Origin of the sequence: Pseudescherichia sp. (assembly GCF_031998825.1) — a bacterium.
Lineage (GTDB): Bacteria > Pseudomonadota > Gammaproteobacteria > Enterobacterales > Enterobacteriaceae > Pseudescherichia.
Map to the genome: position 1 here is coordinate 1 of NZ_DAMACX010000032.1, position 21,170 is coordinate 21,170.

A 21,170-nucleotide genomic window follows, 5' to 3' on the forward strand; every position below is an offset into this window, starting at 1 on the left:
CGTTCGATTATTCGCCGCAGGCGGCTCACCCCTTCGGGGCCAGCGCAAGCGCTGTTCAACGCCTTCGGCGTTAGTCCGAGTCCGGGCACCACTATTCAGAAGAACCCGCCTATGGCGGGTTTTTTGCTTTTGGCGAGCCGGACTCTCCATTGAAGCGTGTTCGATGTCTCGTCCGGGTACCCCTTATTCTTAACCCTCGCCTTTGGCGGGGGTTTTTTCGTTCTGGAGAGCGGACATCAACAATAGACATGGAGCATATGTAAATAACACAGTAACTAAATTATAATTCTTTAACATCCGGTTGATATACGAGGTTAGAATGCGGTTGATTGTTATGCTGGTAAGCTTTGTGCTCTTCACACCGGTCTGGGCGGGTGAACTTTCCAGACCTGCTGGTAAAGTGCTTTTAACGCTGTCTGGTAATATCGAAAATACAAATGATGATGGCAAAGCCGTTTTTGATCTCGCCAGCCTCGAGAAACTGGGTATGGTCAGCTTTCAGACAACGTCTCCCTGGTATGATGGCCGCACTACCTTTGCGGGTATTTCACTGCAAAAGCTCATGGACTATGTCGGGGCGAAAGGTTCTGTTGTTAAGGTCACAGCGCTCAACGACTACACCACCGAAATCCCGCTCAGTGATTTTAAGAAACACAATGTTATCCTTGCTTTAAAAGTCAACGGAGAATATATGCGCATCCGTGATAAAGGCCCGTTGTTTGTTGTTTATCCTTATGACAGCAAGCCTGAGCTGAATAATCAGATTTATTATTCAAGATCGGCCTGGCAAGTCAGTAGAATGAATATAGAGTAAGGGGTCAGAAGACCAACATGAATAGAATTCTGGCTGGTATCATTTGTTTCCTTTTTATATCTACCGGATATATCTCCTTTCTTGTGCATGAAAGGCAACAAGAGCTGCAGAAACTGACTCACTACGCCGCTGCGTGGTCTGCTGCTCAGATAGTATCAGAATATTACCGTCTTGAATCGTCGCTTGGGCTTTACACTATCGATGAGACGATGTCGCTGGATGATGTGCGCATGCGTCTCGATCTTATGCTCAGCCAAAGTGATTTAATGAAAGAAGGTGACCTGAGGAATTACATAGAGAGTAATAGAGCCCATCATACTCTGGCTTTACAGCTTGAGAAGATGCTTGAGTATCTGGATATTCATCTTGAGAAAATGAACCGCTCAGAACTCCATGAATATCTTAAAAAAATGCAGACGCTTAATGCTCAACTGGGACGTCTATCGTCCGGCGCTTTAGATAAAGATATCAACTTGATCAATGACGCCAATCTGAAAATTAAAACTCTGTACTATATTTACTCAGCGACATCTTTATTGCTCATCATAATGAGTGCGATACTTGGCGTGCTGGTATTTTATCAAAACCGAAATATTCGGAAGACACATCTACAGGTACAAAATCTTGCTGATGCACTGCAAGAATCTAAAGAAAAACTGCAAACCCAGAATGCAAAGTTGGAGTATGACATCTTCCATGACTCACTGACACAGATGAATAATCGCCATTTTTTCTGGGGGAATTTGAATGAAACCATCGAGATCGCAGTAAAAAGCAATAATTCTGTGGTTGTGATGTTGTTTGATTTAGATCGATTCAAGGAGGTCAATGATACGTATGGTCATGATGTCGGCGATATGTTATTACGCCAGATATCACAGCGTCTCATTTCGATGGGCCTGATTTCCGATACGCTTTCTCGTTTAGGCGGTGATGAGTTCGCGTTTATCTCGAGTGGCCTGACGGAGAGTTGTGCCGTTTCACTAGCCCAAAATATAATCGATGCTATTAGCCAGCCCTACACTCTTTATAATACGATTATCACTATAACCACCACTGTCGGCATTGTTATCTCAGACACTGAACGCCGCTCCGACTATCTCTACAAATTTGCCGATTTGGCTCTTTATGAAGCCAAAAATGAAGGCGCGGGTAAGATAAAAGTCTTCCGACAATGGATGTTAGAAAAACTGCAAGAAAGCCGAACCCTTGAGCATGATATGGCACAGGCGTTAGTAAACAAAGAGTTCGTGGTTTACTATCAGCCTATTGTCGATTCATTCAGCCGAGAAATTTACAGCTATGAAGCTCTTATTCGTTGGATACATCCTCTGAAGGGCCTCCTGTCGCCGGACAGCTTTATTCCTGTGGCTGAGAAAACAGGAATGATTAACGAGATGGGGAAATCAGTGCTTGAAATAGCCTGCCGGGAAGCCGCTTCCTGGGCGATCCCAGCTAAAATTTCAGTGAATGTCTCTCCTGTCCAACTAAGCAGCGAAGCCTTTGGCGGGATAGTGCTGTCCATTCTGAACGAAACGGGACTCCCCGCCGAGCGTCTTGAACTGGAAGTGACTGAATCCTCTCTCTTTACTGAAAGCAGTACGCCGATGAATACGCTTAGCATGCTGCGAGGCTTGGGGGTGAAAATCTCCATCGATGATTTTGGTACCGGTTATTCTTCTCTTTCGCGCCTCAGCAGGCTTGCCTTCGATAAAATCAAAATAGACAAGTCCTTTGTGCATTCGATATCAACACAGGAAGACGCTCTTAATATCATCAGGCTTATCACCGGCATGGCAAAATCCCTCGATATGAAGGCCGTTGCGGAAGGTGTTGAAACTAAGGAGCAGCTGGAAAGCCTTCAGGTGCTGGGCTGTGATTTCTCACAAGGCTATCTGTTTGGTAAACCTCAGCCTTATGTAGATGAGAAAATCAGAAACGGTTAAAGGGAAAAGGCGGTCTTAAAGAGTTCTGGCGCATCAAAATTTGTGTGCCTCTGAAAGGCGCACTATGTCATCACACATCTCTTGTAACTCATTGATCAGTCTTGCCACATGGAAACCATCGCACACGGAATGATGTACCAGAACGGCGAGAGGCAGTAATATTTTTTCATCTTGTTTATAGTATTTCCCAAGAGTGAACATGGGAGAAAAAAAGTTCTGCATGTTAGCAACATTGGTATTAAAACTGGTAAAACTTACCCAAGGAATAGCCGATATGAAAAATACATTTTCCGGAGATTCCCCCTTAGGCCAATAAGAGAGGTTATCACCATACTGTGCGGTATCTTCAGAATAAGTTTTTTGGAAGTGATGAATATTGCCCTCGTAGTGACTCCATAATGATGAAAAAGTTTCCGTTTCATTATGGAAAATTGTGTAGCTTGGATGAATTTCATTCCATATAACAAGTTCATTATTTTTTATAGCCATGCGGAACTCCGCATGATTGTTTACGACTTTAGAAAGAAGGAAAATAATAGTAGGATAAAATTTCCAGCCAGCTTGCTTTACATGCTTTAGCAGCGCGGTAATATCCAAAAGGACGGTTTGGTTAAAAGTACATTGAGCAAACGACTGAAATACTTCAAAATGCTCCTTCCTTGCCCAACGAGACAAGTCAACAGGCGTATATTCCGGGGTTGCTTTTTTCATTTTTTAACCTTTGATTATAAAATATCTATCAGATGTTAGTCTAACGTTTTGTGTATTAAAAAAATGGCCCAACCCGTTCTGGTAGAGCGCGCATTTTTGAGAGTAGCGCATCCTTATGCAAGAGGGAAGGAAATCTAAAACATTTAGTATATCAGATACTGAATGTAACTTGTTTTTCTCCTCACCCCTTTAGACGCGCGTTTTACAAATCCCTACATCCTTGCGACTCACCCTATGGGCCAGCGCCTGCGCTGTTCATCATTTGTAGTTAAACGTTAACGTTACGCTCGCCGTGGCATTACCGGAAGTCACGGTATTATCAAGCTGATAATATCTGGCAAAAAGGTTTAGGGTATTACTTCCTGGGATAGATGTACCCGCACTCCAGGAACTACTGGTAAGCGGCACGGGTGTTACACCATCGCTTTGTAGTAACTGAACACCAATACCCGATGCACCACCGCTGTCCAGTGCCATAACACCGTTGGTGGTATCCGCAGGATTTACTGCGCTAACGGACAATGAAAAAGCAGAATCAGCACCGGTACATGTCACCGGTATTGCCACCGTTTTTTTATCGGTCGTCGTGCCCACACCGGTAAAATCTGTTGTCTTGTAATCACCTAAATCGACATTTAATGAGGGCGAATCGAGATCGCAGGTGGAATTGGTGATATGCGACGTGCCAAAAGCAAAGTTTGTATATATCTGGCCATTGTCACATTGTGCATAGGCAAACACCCCCCCGGAGAGATCTCCAGAGTCTGTAGTATCAGCCGTTTTAATCAATTCCAGCTTTTCCACAGTCATATTATCAGGCATGGCCCCCGTACATGATATTAAGCCTCTACAGGTTCCTTTGGCTGTATAAGGGAAATAGCTATTTGGTATATCTTTCATTGACATGCGCACGCCAATACCTTTTAAATTAGTCTCTATAGCATGGTATGCTCCCGGACTTTTATTTGAATATTTGAAGTAGATATACCATGAGCCAAATGTTGTTGTAATAGCCTGATCCGTTGCCCAAAGATCCTGAGTCGTAATAACATCACCTACTTTCAATGTCGGATCAACAGTTATGTTTCCCAAGTTAATTTTAAACGTATACCCTCCTCCGGAACAATTTGTGACTTTGGCTTGTGCGCCAAAAGAGAGTACAAGCATTAACAATAAGGTAAGATATTTATTCATAAACATAACCAATATAATAAATTATTTTCAGCAATTATAATTACTGATAAATTAGCGTGAAATCGACAGTGGCATCAGCCACCCCGTTTGTGACCGGAAGTGTAGACACGACATAGTTGGCAGCGAAGGATAAGGTATTATCTCCCTTCCGCAAGTTATAAGGTGCTGACGTTGAAGCTAACGAAAGAATGGCGCCTGTAACATCATATATAGCGACGCCGATCCCGGTCGCGCTATCCGCAACGTTATCAATCCTGAATAAACTATTATTACTGGCATCAGCTATACCATCCATTTTGACCCGTGCGGAGTGGGTAGTTTCCGGACAATCCCTCAGCGTTATACTGAAAGAGACGGGTTCAGTAGAATCCCCGATATTTTTGAGCTGGTAGATACTATGTTTCCCCATATCCACGGGGATATCGACAGAGGAAGGATCAACTCGACATGCCGCTACGTAGACAACGCCAGATACTTTTATGGTTGAATTCTGCCCGGCAAGGCAGTTAAACCCGAATACGATACAGAGGATAAATAATGAGAACGTTAACTTGTGCATAATTACCTTAGTTGTATGTATAGGTCATTTCAATCAGGCTGTCTATTGTTCCGGCAGTTACATTTCCGACAACCGTTTTCGCCCGTGCCTGAAGATTGAATACCGCATTACCCGATGGCAAAATATTTACGGTATCAACAGCACCATGGCCAAGAGCACGCTGGGTATTCTGATCCTGTAGTTCAACGGCAACGTTGCTTGCATCCCCGGTGCTTTTATATAAGGAGGCATCGTTTCCATCAGGCGTACCCGAAAACGCTGCGCTCACCGTTTTAAGTGCTGGCGGACAATTAAATAACGTGATATTAAAGTTGACCCACTCGGAAGCGCTTCCTGCCTCTTCCAGATCTTGATTATAAAGCTCGCCAAGGTTAACTTCAGGATTCTGTGAGTCAGTTTGTATTTCACAGGTTGCATCACTGACTGTACCCGTAAAATTAACCTGGATATTTTCTCCTGCCGAGGCCCCGGCAATCAATAAAATCCAGCTGAAAATTAATATTAACTTATTCATTATTTATCCCGATCGTTATGCTATGAACACTGTAGAGTCATAGTGTCTATTCCACCATCATGATTAGCAGTGCTGAGATCGTAATGAGAAATGCAGCTATTGCCCGCCCCTTTACCCCATGACATATGAATAATACCTGATCCCTTAAGCCCGGTTAAATAGACCTGCCCGCCTTCGCTAACAATATTTTCTCTATTATCGTCGGAAATAGTCACGGTTGCGCCAAACGGTACTGGAGAACCATCGGGACGAATTAACGTGAATAGAGCCCGATTACCGCTATGTGTTTTATAATTTGCGATCACAACGGCACCTGCCGTGGGGACAGTACTCTCAACGCTGTTCTCCAGATCAATATTATCGTCAAGGCTCCTGGTATCCAACCTGATGCTGGTACGACGATAGGGGTTTAGATACGGGACAACAGTATATCCACGCCAGTCCGTTGCCACCCCGGTATTATTAAGAATTTTTACATCTTTTGCTCCGACAGCACGAACCAGGGCAATTGACGCCATATCGCCAGAAATTGGCTGGGAAAAGGTGACACCAAACTGATGAGCAACAATTGATCCTTCCAGTCCATAATTTATCTGCCGTGAGTCATTATCATAGTTATAGCCAATGTTGGCATCGCCGTATGTTCCTTTATAGTCAGCAGAGAGTTGACCATTGGTATCTTTCGATTGATTGTTATAGCCCTGCATTATCGAATACGAAAGATTATCGCCTTTTAAGGCTGTGCCGCTCAAACCAAGTTGTTGTGCCGTATCACCATGGCGACTGGACGTGCTATTATAGTTCGCATAGGCATTTGACTTTGGCATCCAGTGAGAAAGTGGAATACTCACATTAAACGCCAACTGCTGATCTGAGCCATCCTGATAAGGGGTTAAACTATAGGTGTAGTTGATACCATAAGAAATATCAGCAATGCTATTATTATAGCTTAAACTAAAATTTCGCTCGTGCCCCTCTTCTTGCCAGTAATCCTGCTGGTAACCATCAACAGAAAAACTACCCCATGCGCCATCAAGCACTTCCTGGGTAAAATTAAGCTGGATTTTGTTCTTCTTGTTATGGCTTCTCTGATACTGCTCATTATCATAATTATCACTATTAAATGAGCTATTATTGAGGTCGTTCGCTTCATTAAAAGAATAAAATCCGGACGTTGAGTAACGGTACCCGGCCAATGAGAGCGTTGTGTCTGTTTCATCAAAAGATTTCATATACTGAAAACGATATGACTGCCCGTCTTTATGATCGGTGCGTCCGTCAGTATCAAAATCCGTTGCAGCTGCGGTTGCGTCTACGGAGACCGAGCCCAGCCCTTCCAAATTCGTACCTATGCCTAGTGACCAGGAGTGATATTTTTCTGCGTACTGGCTGCCACCATATAAGGTAAAACGACTCGAAAGGCCATAGATCAGCGTAAGTTGGCCAAAATCGGGTTCATCACCACCGTCATATGATGATCGATACTTGCCTGCCGTATAGGCATATTTCAAACGCCCTTCTCGTTGCATCACAGGAACGCTTGAGAAGGCCTGGGTAAAAGTCCTTTCTGAACCATCAGATTCAGTAATAGTTACCTGCAGATCTCCGCCTGCGGAAGTGGGATAGAGATCGTCAATCACGAACGCGCCTGGGGGCACATACTCTTGATAAATAATTGAATTATTTTGTTTTACCGTGACCCTGGCGTTACTGTTAGCGATCCCCCTAATAATCGGTGCAAACCCTCTCTGGCTATCAGGCAGCATATTATCATCAGAAATAAGCTGAACGCCTTTGAACTGAAAGCTATCAAAAATATCAGAAGACGTGAACGTGTCGCCCACGATAAGCTGGCCTTTGATTTTTTTTATATCTCTCTGCGCCCAGGAGTTGATAGAATCCCATGCGCTTTCTGCATCACTATGGCTACTTTTACTGTAATTCCAGGTACTGTAATTTCTGAAGCGCCAGGCTCCAGCGTTCAGGCCACTGTGAAGATTCAGAAAATAGCTATCGTTATCGCTGCCGCCATTTTTTTGCTTAGTGTTCGAGCCGGTAAAATCATAGCTTGCAAGCAGTGCAGGTACGCCGTCATCCCAAAGTTGTGGAGGTATGTAGCCACGAGCCGAATTTTCCATTTGCGCCTGTGGGATCGTAATCTTCAGCGCTTGATGCTGAAAATCAAATTTCACCGTTGAGCCCGTGATGTAGCGCTCCAGAGGGGTGATTTTTTTCTTTACGTTAACATTCTCCAGAGACCTTATTTCGCCAATTTTCACTCCATATTCTGAAAGCTGCGCCACCGTCAGTTCTGGCGTTATTCCGCCATCTGAACTTTTGACAAAGTTAATATCTCGGGTATCTTTTTTTTCATTATTAATAAAAATATCAACATGATATAACCCGGGTAACTGCCCACCGGGCATAGAGAACTGGCTTAAGTCAGCGGGGATGTTTCCCGGATTATCAAGCTCTAAGGCGTTCAGGTTAAAGGTATCCTGACCAAAAGTCACATTACTGAACAAACACAATAGTGAAAAGGCTACTCGATTGTAAGTAAAGCGTTTCATTTTTATTATTTCAAGAATTGATGGGTGTCAGCATATAAACGCAACACCCTGATAACAACCCGGGTAATTTATATGCAATATATAATTTTCATTGATATTATTTAACAGGAACCACTAACGTTTTTGAGATACCACCAAAATCGTTAATGTAATTCCACTCTACCGCTCCCCCATTACCCTTTAACTTATATTGCGCTTCACCTTTAGGGGGTAGCATAGTACTGTACGACTCAACATTGACACCGCCTACCTTTAAGGTGTTAAAGCTAAAGTAATAAGGCGTTGGATTGCTGGCAATAAGGCTGTCTCCGACTCTCTTAAAGCTAATTTTTTCTGCCGCTTCAGCTACCGTATCCGCAAACCCCTGAGGCCGGTAAAAGAGCTTAATCCTGGTTTTAACTGAAATTTGCAGTCTGTTTTGCGTAACTGAACCATCTGCATTTTTTCTTTCGGAGGGTATTGATTTAATATTGAGCCAAAAAACCGATTCTCTGTCCTTTGGCAATAGCGCCGTTTCTTTAAGTTTTACTACCCTGAGCGTGTTCTCGAGACCAGCATCAAGCCGGAACAGGGGAGGCGTAACAATAAACGGAGGCTTTTTAGCATGCTTGTTATCATCATTTGGCCCTGCATCATCAACCCAGGACTGTATGAGGTAGGGCGTAGACCCCTCAGGGTTCTTTACTGAAATAGAGGACTCTTTATTACTACTGTCATATACAAGACGAGTACCACCTACAATTATGCCTGCATAGCTACTGCATGAAAATGCCAGGATATATCCCATTAGCAAATTAATAAGTTTCATTACCTCTCCCTGACTAATCAAAAATCAGAACAACACATCCTTATGGTGTTCTGATTTAGCACTCAACTCATTGATTAAGAAATTCTTAATTGTAGATTAGCGTAAACTGAGACGTCGCATTTGCGATACCCGCGGTTGGTTTAGCCGCAGAAGACACATAACGCGCGATAAAATCCAGTGTGTTAGAACCTTCTGCAAGTGCATAGGACGGCGAAGGTTCATGAACCGGGATGACTGCACCTAGGCTATCTGCAATTTCGATGCCTACCCCAGAAGCAGTTGAATCACTATCTAACGCCAACAGGTCAGTATTCACTGAATCAGAAAGACCATCAAACTTAACAACGGCTGCGGTAACTGTCGCAGGGCAATCCGTTAATGCAATACTAAATTTAGTGGGCGCGGCTTTAGTGCCGATACCTTTATCGAGTGCGCTTACTGCAACATTACCCATTACTACAGACTGGTCTGCAGAAGTAGGATCGATCTTACAGGCATCTGCGGTCAGAGAACCCGTAAACTTAATTTGACCATCTGCAGCATGAGCCATGCCGCAGGTCAACATCCCGAGAACCACACCTGCCAGGATACTTTTTTTCATTTTAAAGTTACCTTTTAACATATTGGAAATAACATCATTTAGTCACATAACGTTATGGGATAATGATGGACTTAAATTGTATCTAATATTGTATTAATATGTAATTCTCACCCCTACCCTATAAAGGACAGTCGCTAAACTGTTTTACAATCAAGTATTAGTCAGATTAATTGCTTGTTGGAAAAACACGCTGCGTTATCTTCCAATTATGTTACCGCGTAGTAATCTTCTTTAAAATCGGCGAAAGGAGACATAGAGCATCGACAGAAGCATAAAATAATTTTGTCATAATAAATATCCTTTTTGATCAGCGCCTTTACAGCATCTTTTATTGTCGGAGCCATTCTCATCGGTCGATTTCTGACAGAGAGAACGTCTATTTGCCTCATAGTGTACTTCGTCGAATCCCCTGTCCAAATGCCAAAGTTATTATTATTAATGAAGCGACGAATACCATCATAATTTCTCTCTGTATCGCCTTCATATTTTTGGAGTGAATAATTTCTGAATCGGCCAGTTCTGTAAGTCCCGGTGATGCTTTTAAGGGATTGCATATGGTTTTCGAAGGGATGCTTATTTGGTTCTCCCCATGGAGACTGGTTTCTGTTTACTGCGCCAAAGGTAATATTATTAGTAGAGATGTTTGCATAAGGTCTGACAGAGGGTTTGAGCATGTTTTCTAAGCCTGGATCTATCAACGCATGTTGGTGAGGACCGAGAACGCTCAACACCACGCCAGGTGGAATGATAAAATCACCATTAAAGGGGAAATACCCGCCGTGGCTGGTAATCAACAGATCCTGCCCCTTGCTTTTTCCGGCAGTAAACAGTAAAAAATCATTTTCAAGCTCCCACGCAATGCTATCCACACTGAAAGCCGTTGGTATAGCGGGGTACAGTCGGGTGGTCATACTATGATTCGTTCCTGGGAATTTATCTTTTGAATATCCACACGTTGCCTTCATATATAAACCCTCCACTAAATTAATTATTAAAATCGCAGAATGTCTTTGCTACTATTTGTTAACAATAACCATTAAAGCACAGGTTGATTTTCTACTTTCAAAAACAGCGCATTGTTATTAACAATTACTTTAACGACGCCCGGCGCTGACGATTTTAAAACCTGCGCTGCCAGCAGCGGCAGCATATGTTCATCCAGGACACGGTCGATATCCCTGGCCCCGCTTTGTTGCCGCTGGCAGCGCTGCGCAATCCAGTTAATGACTCGCTTGTTCCAGCTTAGAGAGACCTCTCCTTCGGTCGCGCGCTGGTAACGCTGGTTTAACCGTTGAAGCTTCAGCGTGATAATTTCCGCTATTGCGTCTGGCTGCAGAGGCAGGTACGGGATCAACGTCATCCTTGCCATTAACGCCGGGGTAAATACCCGTTCAAACTCGGGACGGATGACGTTGCACAACGCTTCCGGAGAGCATTCACCTGCATCCCAGGCGTTAACAAGCGCTTCGCTGGCAAGGTTGGAGGTCATGATGATGAGCGTATTACGGAAGTTAATGGGCTGTCCCTCCGCGTCCTCAATTAACCCCTTATCAAACACCTGATAAAAAAGCTCCATAACGTCCGGATGCGCTTTCTCTACTTCATCCAGCAGTACCACGCTATAGGGGTTACGCCTTACCGCCTCGGTCAGTATTCCTCCCTGACCGTAACCGACATAGCCGGGCGGCGAACCTTTCAGCCCTGACACCGTATGCGCCTCCTGGTATTCAGACATATTGATGGTGACCAGGTTATGTTCGCCGCCAAACAGCAGTTCGGCCAGCGCAAGAGAGGTTTCTGTTTTACCCGTACCGGAAGGCCCCGCTAAGAGATAGACGCCGGTAGGCTTAAGCGGATCGCCCAGCCCGGATCGGCTGATACGAATTTGTTGGCTTATATAAGCTAAGGCATGCTGTTGACCAATAATTCGCCCGGCCAGCCTGTCGAACAGCGCATCCAGCTGCTGATGTTCCTTCTCCAACATGCGGCCCAGCGGGATACCGGTCCAGTCCGCTACCACATCCGCGACGCAGGTTGCATCTACCCGTTCAAATACCATTGCATGATCCCGATGACGCATGGCCAGTTCAGCGCGATCGCGGGTAATCTCGTCCCCATCCTGACTGTTTAACAGACGCTGAACCAGCTGGCGCTGCGCCTGCCACTCTCTGTGCAGCTGGTCATGTTTGACTTGTAACGCTTCAGCCTGGGTTAGCAGCTTCTCCTGCCGCTCGGGCTGAGTGCCTTCACGCTGCAGAGCCTCACATTCGCTGTGAATAGCGCGCAGCTGCACGGCAACGGCCTCGGTCTCTTTTGGCTCATGCGCCTGGGACACCGCCACCCGGGCGCAGGCGGTGTCCAGCAGGCTAACCGATTTATCCGGCAGTTGACGCCCAGCGATATAGCGGCTCGAGAGGTTCACTGCGGCATGAATAGCGCTCTCCAGCACCGGAATACCGTGATGCCGTGACATAGCGGGAACCATGGCGCGTAGCATAGTCATCGCCTTGTCGATGTCTGGCTCAGCAACCTTTACCACCTGAAAACGACGCGTCAGCGCAGCATCTTTTTCAACGTATTTTTTATATTCCGCCCACGTCGTTGCGCCAATCACCCGTAATTCCCCTCGGGCCAGCGCCGGTTTAAGCAGGTTCGCCGCATCGCCCTGCCCAGCTTGTCCACCTGCGCCAATCAGCGTATGGGCTTCATCAATAAACAGAATGATGGGGGTGGGCGCATGGGCGATCTCTTTTAGCAGCGACTGAAGCCGGTTCTCAAATTCGCCTTTGACGCTGGCACCGGCCAGCAACAGACCCAGATCTAACGTTAACACCTCCATGGATTGCAGCATGGGGGGAACCGATCCCTCTGCGATCCGCAACGCCAGTCCTTCAACCAGGGCCGTCTTACCGACTCCCGGCTCGCCGGTAAGAATGGGGTTATTTTGCCGACGGCGCAGCAGGATATCGATCGTTTGACGGATCTCCAGCTCACGCCCCAGCACCGGATCGAGTTCACCCCGCCGGGCCAGCTCGCTTAAGTTTCGCGTATATTTCGCTAACGCGGAATTTGCCGCTGGCACGTTAATTTCAGGCCGGGACGTATCGGATCCGCAGGCCTGCAGTATCGCGTGTGCTCTCTGCCTATCGCACTGTAGCGCCTGGCGGCCAGGCGGCGTCAGTATCTCATCGTTACTTAACAAACTGGCCAGCATAGCCGCTGGCCCCAGCGCATTTTGCCCCCAGCCCGCGCTCGCCAGCAGCCAGCTGTCGACCAGCCACTCCACCAGTTCGATAGCGAAAACGGGAGTCGTAGCCTGCTGGATCGCTATCTGCATCAATGCGTGAGAGAGCGCGTCAAAGAGCTGGTCAACGGGCAAACCGGTCTGTAATACCAGCGACTCAAAAAGCGTGTGCTCTTGACGTATAAGCGCCATTAGCAAATGTTCAGGGCCAACCGCCGCATGCTGTTGTGCAACGGCCTGGTTGATGGCTGCATCAAGTGCCGCCCGCCCTTCTGGCGTTAATTTACTGATAACGGGTTTTAAATGGTTATTCATAGCGTTCCTTCAATGAAGTTACCGGCATTGCGCAATATTTCCGGGCAATGCTGAAATAGGCTCAGCCAGCGACGTAGCGGATTGTTGCTGCTGAATACGTTCATCCATACTGGCAATCTGGGCGTTGATGCTGGCAACTTGCTCCGTCAGGTCACGCCAGCTTTGCCATGCCTCCTCTACCGACTGAGCGTTGGCAACGCTGAAGCGGACCAGGATCTGTTTAATGCCAAGCTGGCTTAACAGCACCGCATCGTCATCAAAGTCCTCGCTATCAAACAGCGTTTCGCCGGTGAGAAGACGGTCAATAAAGATGGGCCAGGCATCGTCGCCGCTGAGTTGGTAATGCGCAGTAAAATCAGGGAAAAGCACGCCGAGCGTTACCCCATAGCAGGCGCCAGGCTGCCAGACAAATTCGGCCTTATCGGCGAAATTCATGCTGTTAAGCTGCTGGTCGCCCTGCTGGCAATGGAGCGTGAGCTGCGTCCCGGTTGGGATCACGCGCGCGCCGCCCGGTACGGTAGCCGGCATGCTGGCGATAACGCTCTTCCACTTTTTCTTCTCCAGCTCAGCCAGCTGTAGCACCAGGGCACCCACTTTCGCCTGCAGAGCAGCCCGCTTGTCTCCCTCCTGCGTCGAGCCTCGTTGCGGTACGTCCTGCAGCATCTCTGGCGTAATAACCTGGCGAGCCAGACGAAGAAAATCTGCCGTTAGCGGGACTTTCATACCGGCATAGGCGGCGGCATCCGGGCCATTGTGAGTGGCAGCAAGCATGGCTTTTGCCGGGCCGCGCAGAAAATCCATTACGGATTGCTGGCTCAGCGCCTGCTGCTCTTCGTAACTACGCTGCTCTGCATCCTTACCTAACGGCCAAATAACCAGACTCTTCCATTGATCGTTGAGCCAACAGGCGCTTTGCGTCATGGCGTAGGCCAGCAGGCGATGAGCATCCTCCTGATAGAGCGACCAAACCGCCGCCGTATCGGCGTCATTTGCAGCTCCGGAGAGATGCTCTCTGAGCGTCGTCAGCGCCGGCGTGAGTCCTGCCAGCGGATTCGGCTCCCCACCCTCCTCTGGCGAGGTCAGTAAGCCACGAGTAAGTCGATCGCTATTTTTTCCTTGGGATATAGCGTCATTTACGGCCTCGTTGCGTACTTTTTGCCACTGAAGCCAGGCACGCTGTACAGGTTGCGTGGTATCAACAGAAGCCACCACCGGTTTTCCCCGAAGCCATGCGGTCACAGACTGGCGGATACGCGAATCAACACGCGCGGCTTTATTCAGTAAGGCCGCACTGTCCGATGCGGAGGCAAGCTGCTGCAGATGACGTAGCGTCGTTAGCCAGGGCTGAGCGTGCGACGCAGGGATATCGCTAAGCTCCTCAATGGCTCTGTCCGCAAACTGCATGGCCTGGCTCTGGTTTTGGCTCATGGCTACCAGCTGGCTATGCGTTAAAGAGGGAAGCGTGGTCCTGGCAAGAGCAGCGCTGGCACCGATCACGAACTGCCGCCATGCGTTCTGTTTCATGGCTAACCGCTGCTCACGCGCATGCTGGAAAACGGGCTGAGGGCCTCCAGCAGCATGCTCGATTTGCGCCATCCAGGCTGCAAGCGTAGCCTCTCCTTGATGAGTCCAGACGCCGGAAAGTGCGACATCTTCCGGGAGTGAGGGCCACCAGGTGGCGAGGCTTACCGGTGGCAGTTGTGCAGCAGGGGCCTGGAGCCATAGCAAGGAGGGATCGTGATTAACCAGCGTCACAAGCAGCTGCCTGGCAGCCCGCAGCCAGCGTTCCCCCTCAGGGCGCTGCATGTGGTAACGTTCCAGCGCCAGCCGGGTGGGCGAAGAGAGCGTTGCGGGATAGCTGTCCTGGCGTAGCTCCTCAGCGACGGCGGGCAACGGCTGAAGCGCATGCAGGGTGGCGCGATCGCGCATCGCCTGCCAGACCAATAGCGCATTTGCCAGCCGTAAAATAGACTCTCGCTGCTGCGCTGGCGCCATGGCAAGCGTGCGTTGCTGGTACTCATTGAACGTCTGCGGTAGAGGGCGTGGTGTCGCCGCGATCTGCGCTAATTGAGCGCTCGCGTGAGCCTGCTGCCGCTGCAAAATGGGGGCGAAAGGTAGCGTGAAGAGGGACGTTGTTGACTGCTGTTCATCCTTTTCCAGAAAAGCCACCAGCGCGTCAGGCGGCATATGCGCAATATCGCGCTGGAGTCTGCCAGCAGTTTGCAACGCTGCACTTCCTAGCCAGCCTACACAGGCCGCCAGCACTACCCCATACAGCGTGTTTCCTCTCCGGCGATGGTACCCGCGCAGCCCGGCATGCTGCTGGCTTAAGGCAGGTAGCCCTTCCGTTAGCAAGCCGTGAGTAAAGACGCTCACGCGCCGCCCGCGGTTATCCGCCTGCGGTTCAGCGGCGCTAAACCAGACGCTGCTCAGCTGAGCATGGCTAAAGTAGGCGTTGGGCTCGCATAGCGAAGCCAAAAAGCAGCGCAGGGGCTGCTCCAGCCGGGCGAAGCTCTCCGGGAAATCCAGCAATGCTAAATAATCTTGCGCACTCAGCTGCAGTGGCCGCGCCATGCTAAGCCGAACAAGAGCGAACCCCTGTTTAAGCGAGTCAAACAGCGGCTGCAAGGCTCGCGGATCCTCTCCGTCAATATGCGGCGGAGCGCCCCAGCGATACCCCAACGGCTGCTGTCGCTGGGAAGCAGAGAGCTGCTGTTGCCATAGACTAAAGCCTGGGAAGCGATCGCACTGTGTCACCATCATGGTGAGAGGCAGCCGATCGCCAAAGCGCTGTATCAGCGGTTCAATTAGCGCCCGCTGTTTCCGGGCTGCGGCATGCAACAGACCCGAGTCTTCGCTCATTAAGTCACTGATGGACAACGTGATAATAATGCCTGCGGGAGCCGGCATTTTTGTACACCACTGGGCAAGCTTTCCCCACCCCTGGCGAAACGTTGCTGCGCCGTTGAGGAAATTACTGGAGAGATCCAGGACACAGAGGCTGCGAAAAAACCACCAGCGCAGCGTGCGGGTTGGCCCAGGCACAGCATCATCACTCTCACCGTAAAATAGCGGCAAACCGGAACTGGCCAGCAGCGTGCTTTTCCCGCAGCGTTCGCCGACAAGCAGAAACCAGGGTAGACGATTGCGCTTACGCTGAACGCTTTTGATCACGCCAGCGCCCGCTTTCCAGTGGTTCAGCAGCAGATACTCTCTGCGTGACAGGCGATACTTCTCCAGCAGCCGACGCCCCTTCTGCCCCCTGACTACCTGCAGGCAGGCGACAAACAGCGTCCACAGCAGCGGGGCCAGCAACAGCAACAGCAGCCAGAACAGCAATATCGCTGGCGTACCCCAGTTTTGCCACAGCCCCAGGATAAAGCAAAAGAGTAGCGACAGGCAGATCACCACCAGCCAGCCGGTAAAACAGGCTAATTTTTTCAACATAGCGGTTACGTAACGTTATAGCGAAGAAGAAGAAAAAGGAGTCCGTATAGCAGTAAGACGCCCATCAACACGCCGGGTAACAGCGATTTGCGCAGCGGCATGGGTGTCGTTCTGTGCGGCGTTCCTGAGGTGACCGGCGCCTCGTTAGGCCATGTGTGCCAGCTCTGCGGAAGGCACTGTTTGCGCAGCGCCTCAATCAGGGCCAGCAAATCTGACCGATCGTCAGCGGTACCGTACTGACCATGAAAGTCATTTTGCAGACAGAACAGAAAAACCGTCCGCGCCTGCTGATGCTTGATATCAAGCTCTGCCAGCTGGCTAAAAAAGTGCGTGCCAGCAACGGTGGTATTCAGGTATTTACGCTGTAGTAGCTCCCCCAGCCATTGCTGGCGCCATGGTAGCGCCGAACAGAGCACCGTCTCATCCAGCCAGGCGATAACCGCGAAGCGCGCGGCCTCTTTCTCCTCCTCGCTGGCATCGCACTGACCCGCATCTGCAATAGCCTGCTCAAGGGTTGTAATGCAGATCTGCCGGCTCTCGTCATAGCTGGCGTGTTCCGCCGGATTGCCTGCGATCTGCAGCGTAAGCTTAAACACCGGAAGATAGCTGTCGAGCAGCACCATCATGCGTCTCCCATAGCAATGACCTGCACCTGTAAATCAGCCGGGGCGTTATCCCAATAGAAGGCAATATCCTGCTGTTGCTCAACGTGCGCCCACAGGTTGTCTTGCTGGTTAAGCAGAAAGTAGAAGGTGTCTTTACGATGAGGTACGCCGCGTGGCGTAGGAGTGAGCAAGTCAGCAGAAATGCCGGGTAAGGCATGCTGGATCAGGGAGGCGATGGTTGAGGCTGAGGCGATTTTGAACCCCATGCCGTCAATATGCTCTGTGGTAGCCAGCGTTTCTGAGCGCAGGAGCAGCACTATTTTTTCTGCTTTTTGCCAGGGTAACGAGCGTAGATCGCCGCGGAATACGCCCTGCTCATCCTGTTTAAGCAGGATCCAGATATTCTCTTCCAGCATCAGGTTATTGAGCAGCGCGATCAGCACGCTCTTTGCGCTGGTGAAACAGGCATACAGATTAAAATGATCGTAGGGTAACAGGGCCAAATCTTCTCCTGTCCATACGCCATCAAACGCGCACTGTTCGCTGAAGCTGGAGAGTTCGCCAATAAGCTGCACCAGCAGTCCATAAATCGGCCAGGGGTGCATGCCAGGCGTATGGCAGTAGTGAGAGAGCAAAGGCAGCGTACGGTTCAGGGATCGCATTGCCAGCATGTGGATCATGTCGATCCGACTGGTGTTTTTCACCTGTTCAGGGCGTTTGTACTCGGCAAACTGGTGCGCCCGGCTCGCCAGCTCGGCATAGGCACCGTCCAGCAGGGCTTTCAACGCTGGCGATCCCGTCAACGCCACCACTGGCGGACAATATTCAGCGTCAACGATGACCCGATCGTTGTCATAGCGCAGGCGCAGCAGCGGCAAAAATTCACAATCCACGACGCTATTTTTCTCTTCATCGCTGAGGATCTGAACGTTATAGACGATGCGCGATACGCTGCATTCCGGGCCGGTGAAATAGAGATCTTTCATGACCCCCTCGTCATGCGGGTTCAGCCAGCGGCTGTTGGGCGAATCCCCTACGTTAACGTGGCCTGGATCGAAGCGACGTAGCGCCAGCCACAGCGTGAGGGGTTTTTCCAGCTGCTTCCAGACACTGCGTAGCTGCCGCGATGGCAGCACGCAGTTTCCGGGGTATTCCAGATAATCGCCGGAGGGTAGGATGGCCTGTAACCGATCAATTTTTAGCGAGAAATCAACCAGCGTATCCGGGTTAAAACCGCATTGGATAGTGCCGACATTCCATGGCTGGGCCAGCTGACGCTGCCGGGAGAGCATGTAGCTATGATGCAGATCAAGCGACTGCAAATGCTGCGGCTGCAGATAAACGCCGGAGTACCAGTAGATTTGCTGTAGCTCTGGGTACATACCTTACACTCCTTCTGCGGGCTGAGGCGTACTGGCGGCAACGTCACCCTGGGAAAGGGAGACAGGGATTTGCGGCGCCCCCTGGAGCTGAGTGATAGCATCCCGCCCAAGTCGTAACTGAAGGGCCAGCGGGGTCAGCTGAGCATGCCAGACCGGATGCCACCAGTCGGTACTCTCGCTGGTAACGGGAATAGCAACGAGGGCCATATGCTGCTTTTTAGGGAAAGGGTAATAACCCGCAACGATCGCGATATAGCGGGTATTTTCACTGCGATCGATATGTAGCGTGGTACGCTGCCCCGGCATCGCCGCGTAGCGGTCAACTTTTAAAATGTCATCCTGTGCCCCAGCGGCGCTAAAGAGCCCTTTCAAGGCAAAAGGGCTAGAGAGCAGCTTGTTCAGCGTGCTGCTCTTTTGCGCCTGTACCACCAATACCGTGCAGCTATTCGCCATGTTGTGCCAGGCGTTGAGGTCAGGATCGGTCTGAATATCCAGCGAGATAGCGCCCTGGGAAAACGGCGTAGGAACCCGATCAATAGCCTGTTGTTCCGTGGTCGTCGTTGAACTGCTGGCAGCGCAGCCGCTTAGCAGTGTGGCGATGAGTGAAATCACAAAAGAGCATGTCCTTCTCATGACGTTGTCTGTCCTGTTAATACGTGGGTAATGTCGCGCATGCTGCTGCTGTCGGTTAGCATCTCGTCGAGCCACTCAGTAAGCGTCATGTTGGCCCAGCGGGCGGCGCGCTCCATCAAAAACGGCACCGGGCTGGAGGGTTCGGTCTGGCGAAAGTAGCGGGCAATCGCCAGCATCTGGCTCACAGCCAGTTCACGGTCCATGGCCTGCGTGTGACGGCATGCAACGGCTACTTCGGCTTCGTCAGCCCCTTTGCTGTCGTCAGGGGTCATGGGCGGTAACGTATCCACCGGGGAGATCGCGCGCTGGGCCAGGCGCTGCAGGTAGTCGGCGATGTCTACCAGCATCTGGCGGGTTTGGGTAAACAGTTCACCGTCCGGATCCTGGCTCCGGGAGAGATAGTCAGCGTTTAACTGTACAAGAGCGGCAGCGAGCGCCTCCACACGCTCCGTCTGCTGGCCGATCTCTGATGCAGAGAACTGTGCGGCCTGACGATCGAACGTTGCCATGGTCAGATCGCCCTCCTGGGCTATCAGATCGTCACGGCGATCCGGCGCCGCGCTGATCTTGTGTTCGAAGGCCAGGATCTGCTTCCAACAGGAGAGCGAGCTGCCTGCCTGCTTTAGCAGAGGCTGGCTAAACAGCTGTTGGCTGATATCACGATCGAGACGCACCAGCCGGCCACGCCGGATAGCGCCCCCCTCATCCTCAAGCGAAGGCCAGCACTGAAACCAGAAGTGCATAATAAACTCGTCAAGAAAACCCACCCCTGCAATCAGGCCAGACAGGCCCTGCTGATGACCAAGAGACTCGACAAGCCAGCAGGCAAGCTGCAGATCTTTACTCTGTTCGACCAGAGCCTGTTCACAGAGGAGGCGGACCCGATTCCAGTCCGCTTTCCGCGGTTCGCTAACCGCCCACTCATCCTGCGGCAGAAAATGTGGATCGCTTTCACGCGCTGCGCGGATCTCATCAAATAAGGTTCCATATTCCAGATCCTCCCCGGCGGGATTTTCCGGAGCGATAGGATTTAACAGAGCGGCAAAGTCTGGCAGTGTGTTCATTTTTAGCTATCCAATGAGTACCGTGGGGCAGCCCGTGACGATTGTGCCGCCGTGAGCACAGCTGTCCCCCATGCGTGCGGCAGGTTTATTGCCGATAAAGACCTTCGTACTGCCCATCACAATACTGTCCACCGGCCCTACGCAGGTCGCCATTGACCCCACGGTAGCCGCAGGCAGCCCGCCGATTAGCACGGTGGGCACGCCTGGCGGCAGAATGGGGCCGCCCACATGGGGAACAGGCGGGACGCCGGGGGTGACCATCGGGCAAACATGCATGTCAGAAATCCGTGCCGCAGGCTGGGCCATCACGCCTCCTCCTTCGCTGCACAGCGGGCAAAGAGTATCTTCACCCCCTCTACCGGTGCGTCTGCCAGCTGGGTCACCAGCATGACCAGCGCACAGTGCAAGAGCTGTGGGCTTAACTGCGGATCGGGATAGACCGGCTCTCGTTCCGGAGGCGTCATGCTGCCATAGGACCAGAACAGCGAGAGCGCCAGCGCGCCCACTGGCGTACTGAAGCCCATTTTTTTGCCCTGTTCAAAGACGTGCCAACGCACGGCGTCATCTGGCTGGCGGTAGCCACTGGAGATTGACGCCAACAGCGCGTGACAAGAAGCGGGCATCACCTCCTGCATCAGCGCGGCCAGCCGTAACCCTAACGCCTGCGTTGAAAACCCCTGCGCCCACTGTTTCAACACCTCTTCCCACTGGCCTGACGCCAGCCGTTGCTGAAGGAGAGATTGATCGTGTGTCATGCTAACTC

General features: G+C 50.2%; 18 protein-coding genes. 2 read left to right on the forward strand and 16 right to left on the reverse strand.

The genetic code is table 11. The features are described from left to right. Window positions 1–319 precede the first annotated feature (319 nt). Window positions 320–814, forward strand: coding sequence for a molybdopterin-dependent oxidoreductase (locus tag RTP97_RS14605; protein ID WP_312414891.1), 495 nt, complete (start codon window positions 320–322; stop codon window positions 812–814). A gap of 17 nt (window positions 815–831) precedes the next feature. Continuing rightward, window positions 832–2,760, forward strand: a complete 1,929-nt coding sequence (locus RTP97_RS14610; RefSeq protein WP_312414894.1) for an EAL domain-containing protein — start codon at window positions 832–834, stop codon at window positions 2,758–2,760. A gap of 33 nt (window positions 2,761–2,793) precedes the next feature. Here the strand turns inward: RTP97_RS14610 and catA are convergent, their stop codons facing one another. The 16 genes from catA to RTP97_RS14690 form a co-directional block, all read right to left on the reverse strand. Next, the gene (catA, locus tag RTP97_RS14615; protein ID WP_312414896.1) at window positions 2,794–3,471 is read right to left on the reverse strand and encodes a type A chloramphenicol O-acetyltransferase; all 678 of its coding nucleotides are present in this window, start codon (window positions 3,469–3,471) and stop codon (window positions 2,794–2,796) included. A 258-nt stretch (window positions 3,472–3,729) separates the two neighbouring features. Then, a complete protein-coding gene (locus tag RTP97_RS14620; RefSeq protein ID WP_312414897.1) occupies window positions 3,730–4,665 on the reverse strand; it encodes a fimbrial protein in 936 nt (311 codons plus the stop codon). Window positions 4,666–4,705: 40 nt separating this feature from the next. Continuing rightward, window positions 4,706–5,224, reverse strand: coding sequence for a fimbrial protein (locus tag RTP97_RS14625; protein WP_312414900.1), 519 nt, complete (start codon window positions 5,222–5,224; stop codon window positions 4,706–4,708). A gap of 7 nt (window positions 5,225–5,231) precedes the next feature. Beyond that, the gene (locus RTP97_RS14630; RefSeq protein ID WP_312414902.1) at window positions 5,232–5,738 is read right to left on the reverse strand and encodes a fimbrial protein; all 507 of its coding nucleotides are present in this window, start codon (window positions 5,736–5,738) and stop codon (window positions 5,232–5,234) included. A 20-nt stretch (window positions 5,739–5,758) separates the two neighbouring features. Further along, on the reverse strand, window positions 5,759–8,308 hold the full coding sequence (locus RTP97_RS14635; RefSeq protein ID WP_312414904.1) for a fimbria/pilus outer membrane usher protein: 2,550 nt from the start codon (window positions 8,306–8,308) through the stop codon (window positions 5,759–5,761). Between the two features lie 97 nt (window positions 8,309–8,405). Beyond that, window positions 8,406–9,116 carry a molecular chaperone gene (locus RTP97_RS14640; RefSeq protein WP_312414905.1) on the reverse strand — a complete coding sequence of 237 codons (711 nt, stop codon included), beginning with the start codon at window positions 9,114–9,116 and terminating at the stop codon, window positions 8,406–8,408. A gap of 85 nt (window positions 9,117–9,201) precedes the next feature. Beyond that, window positions 9,202–9,717 carry a fimbrial protein gene (locus RTP97_RS14645; protein WP_312414907.1) on the reverse strand — a complete coding sequence of 172 codons (516 nt, stop codon included), beginning with the start codon at window positions 9,715–9,717 and terminating at the stop codon, window positions 9,202–9,204. A 206-nt stretch (window positions 9,718–9,923) separates the two neighbouring features. Beyond that, a complete protein-coding gene (locus RTP97_RS14650) occupies window positions 9,924–10,628 on the reverse strand; it encodes a putative adhesin (RefSeq protein ID WP_312414910.1) in 705 nt (234 codons plus the stop codon). Between the two features lie 125 nt (window positions 10,629–10,753). Continuing rightward, the gene (gene tssH / locus RTP97_RS14655; RefSeq protein WP_312414912.1) at window positions 10,754–13,276 is read right to left on the reverse strand and encodes a type VI secretion system ATPase TssH; all 2,523 of its coding nucleotides are present in this window, start codon (window positions 13,274–13,276) and stop codon (window positions 10,754–10,756) included. Window positions 13,277–13,294: 18 nt separating this feature from the next. Then, the gene (locus RTP97_RS14660) at window positions 13,295–16,723 is read right to left on the reverse strand and encodes a type VI secretion protein IcmF/TssM N-terminal domain-containing protein (RefSeq protein WP_312414915.1); all 3,429 of its coding nucleotides are present in this window, start codon (window positions 16,721–16,723) and stop codon (window positions 13,295–13,297) included. A 5-nt stretch (window positions 16,724–16,728) separates the two neighbouring features. After that, the gene (locus RTP97_RS14665; protein WP_312414918.1) at window positions 16,729–17,349 is read right to left on the reverse strand and encodes a DotU family type IV/VI secretion system protein; all 621 of its coding nucleotides are present in this window, start codon (window positions 17,347–17,349) and stop codon (window positions 16,729–16,731) included. Beyond that, window positions 17,346–18,710: a type VI secretion system baseplate subunit TssK gene (tssK, locus tag RTP97_RS14670; RefSeq protein ID WP_312414921.1), complete on the reverse strand. Its 1,365-nt coding sequence runs from the start codon at window positions 18,708–18,710 to the stop codon at window positions 17,346–17,348. The genes RTP97_RS14665 and tssK overlap by 4 nt, the downstream gene beginning before the upstream one ends. Window positions 18,711–18,713: 3 nt before the next feature. After that, entirely contained in the window at window positions 18,714–19,322 is a 609-nt protein-coding gene (tssJ, locus tag RTP97_RS14675; RefSeq protein WP_312414924.1) for a type VI secretion system lipoprotein TssJ, read from the reverse strand. Window positions 19,323–19,339: 17 nt separating this feature from the next. Continuing rightward, a complete protein-coding gene (gene tssA, locus RTP97_RS14680; protein WP_312414927.1) occupies window positions 19,340–20,407 on the reverse strand; it encodes a type VI secretion system protein TssA in 1,068 nt (355 codons plus the stop codon). Between the two features lie 6 nt (window positions 20,408–20,413). Then, window positions 20,414–20,713 carry a PAAR domain-containing protein gene (locus tag RTP97_RS14685; RefSeq protein WP_312414930.1) on the reverse strand — a complete coding sequence of 100 codons (300 nt, stop codon included), beginning with the start codon at window positions 20,711–20,713 and terminating at the stop codon, window positions 20,414–20,416. After that, window positions 20,713–21,162, reverse strand: a complete 450-nt coding sequence (locus RTP97_RS14690; RefSeq protein WP_312414933.1) for a DUF6931 family protein — start codon at window positions 21,160–21,162, stop codon at window positions 20,713–20,715. The genes RTP97_RS14685 and RTP97_RS14690 overlap by 1 nt, the downstream gene beginning before the upstream one ends. Between the last annotated feature and the right edge of the window lie 8 nt (window positions 21,163–21,170).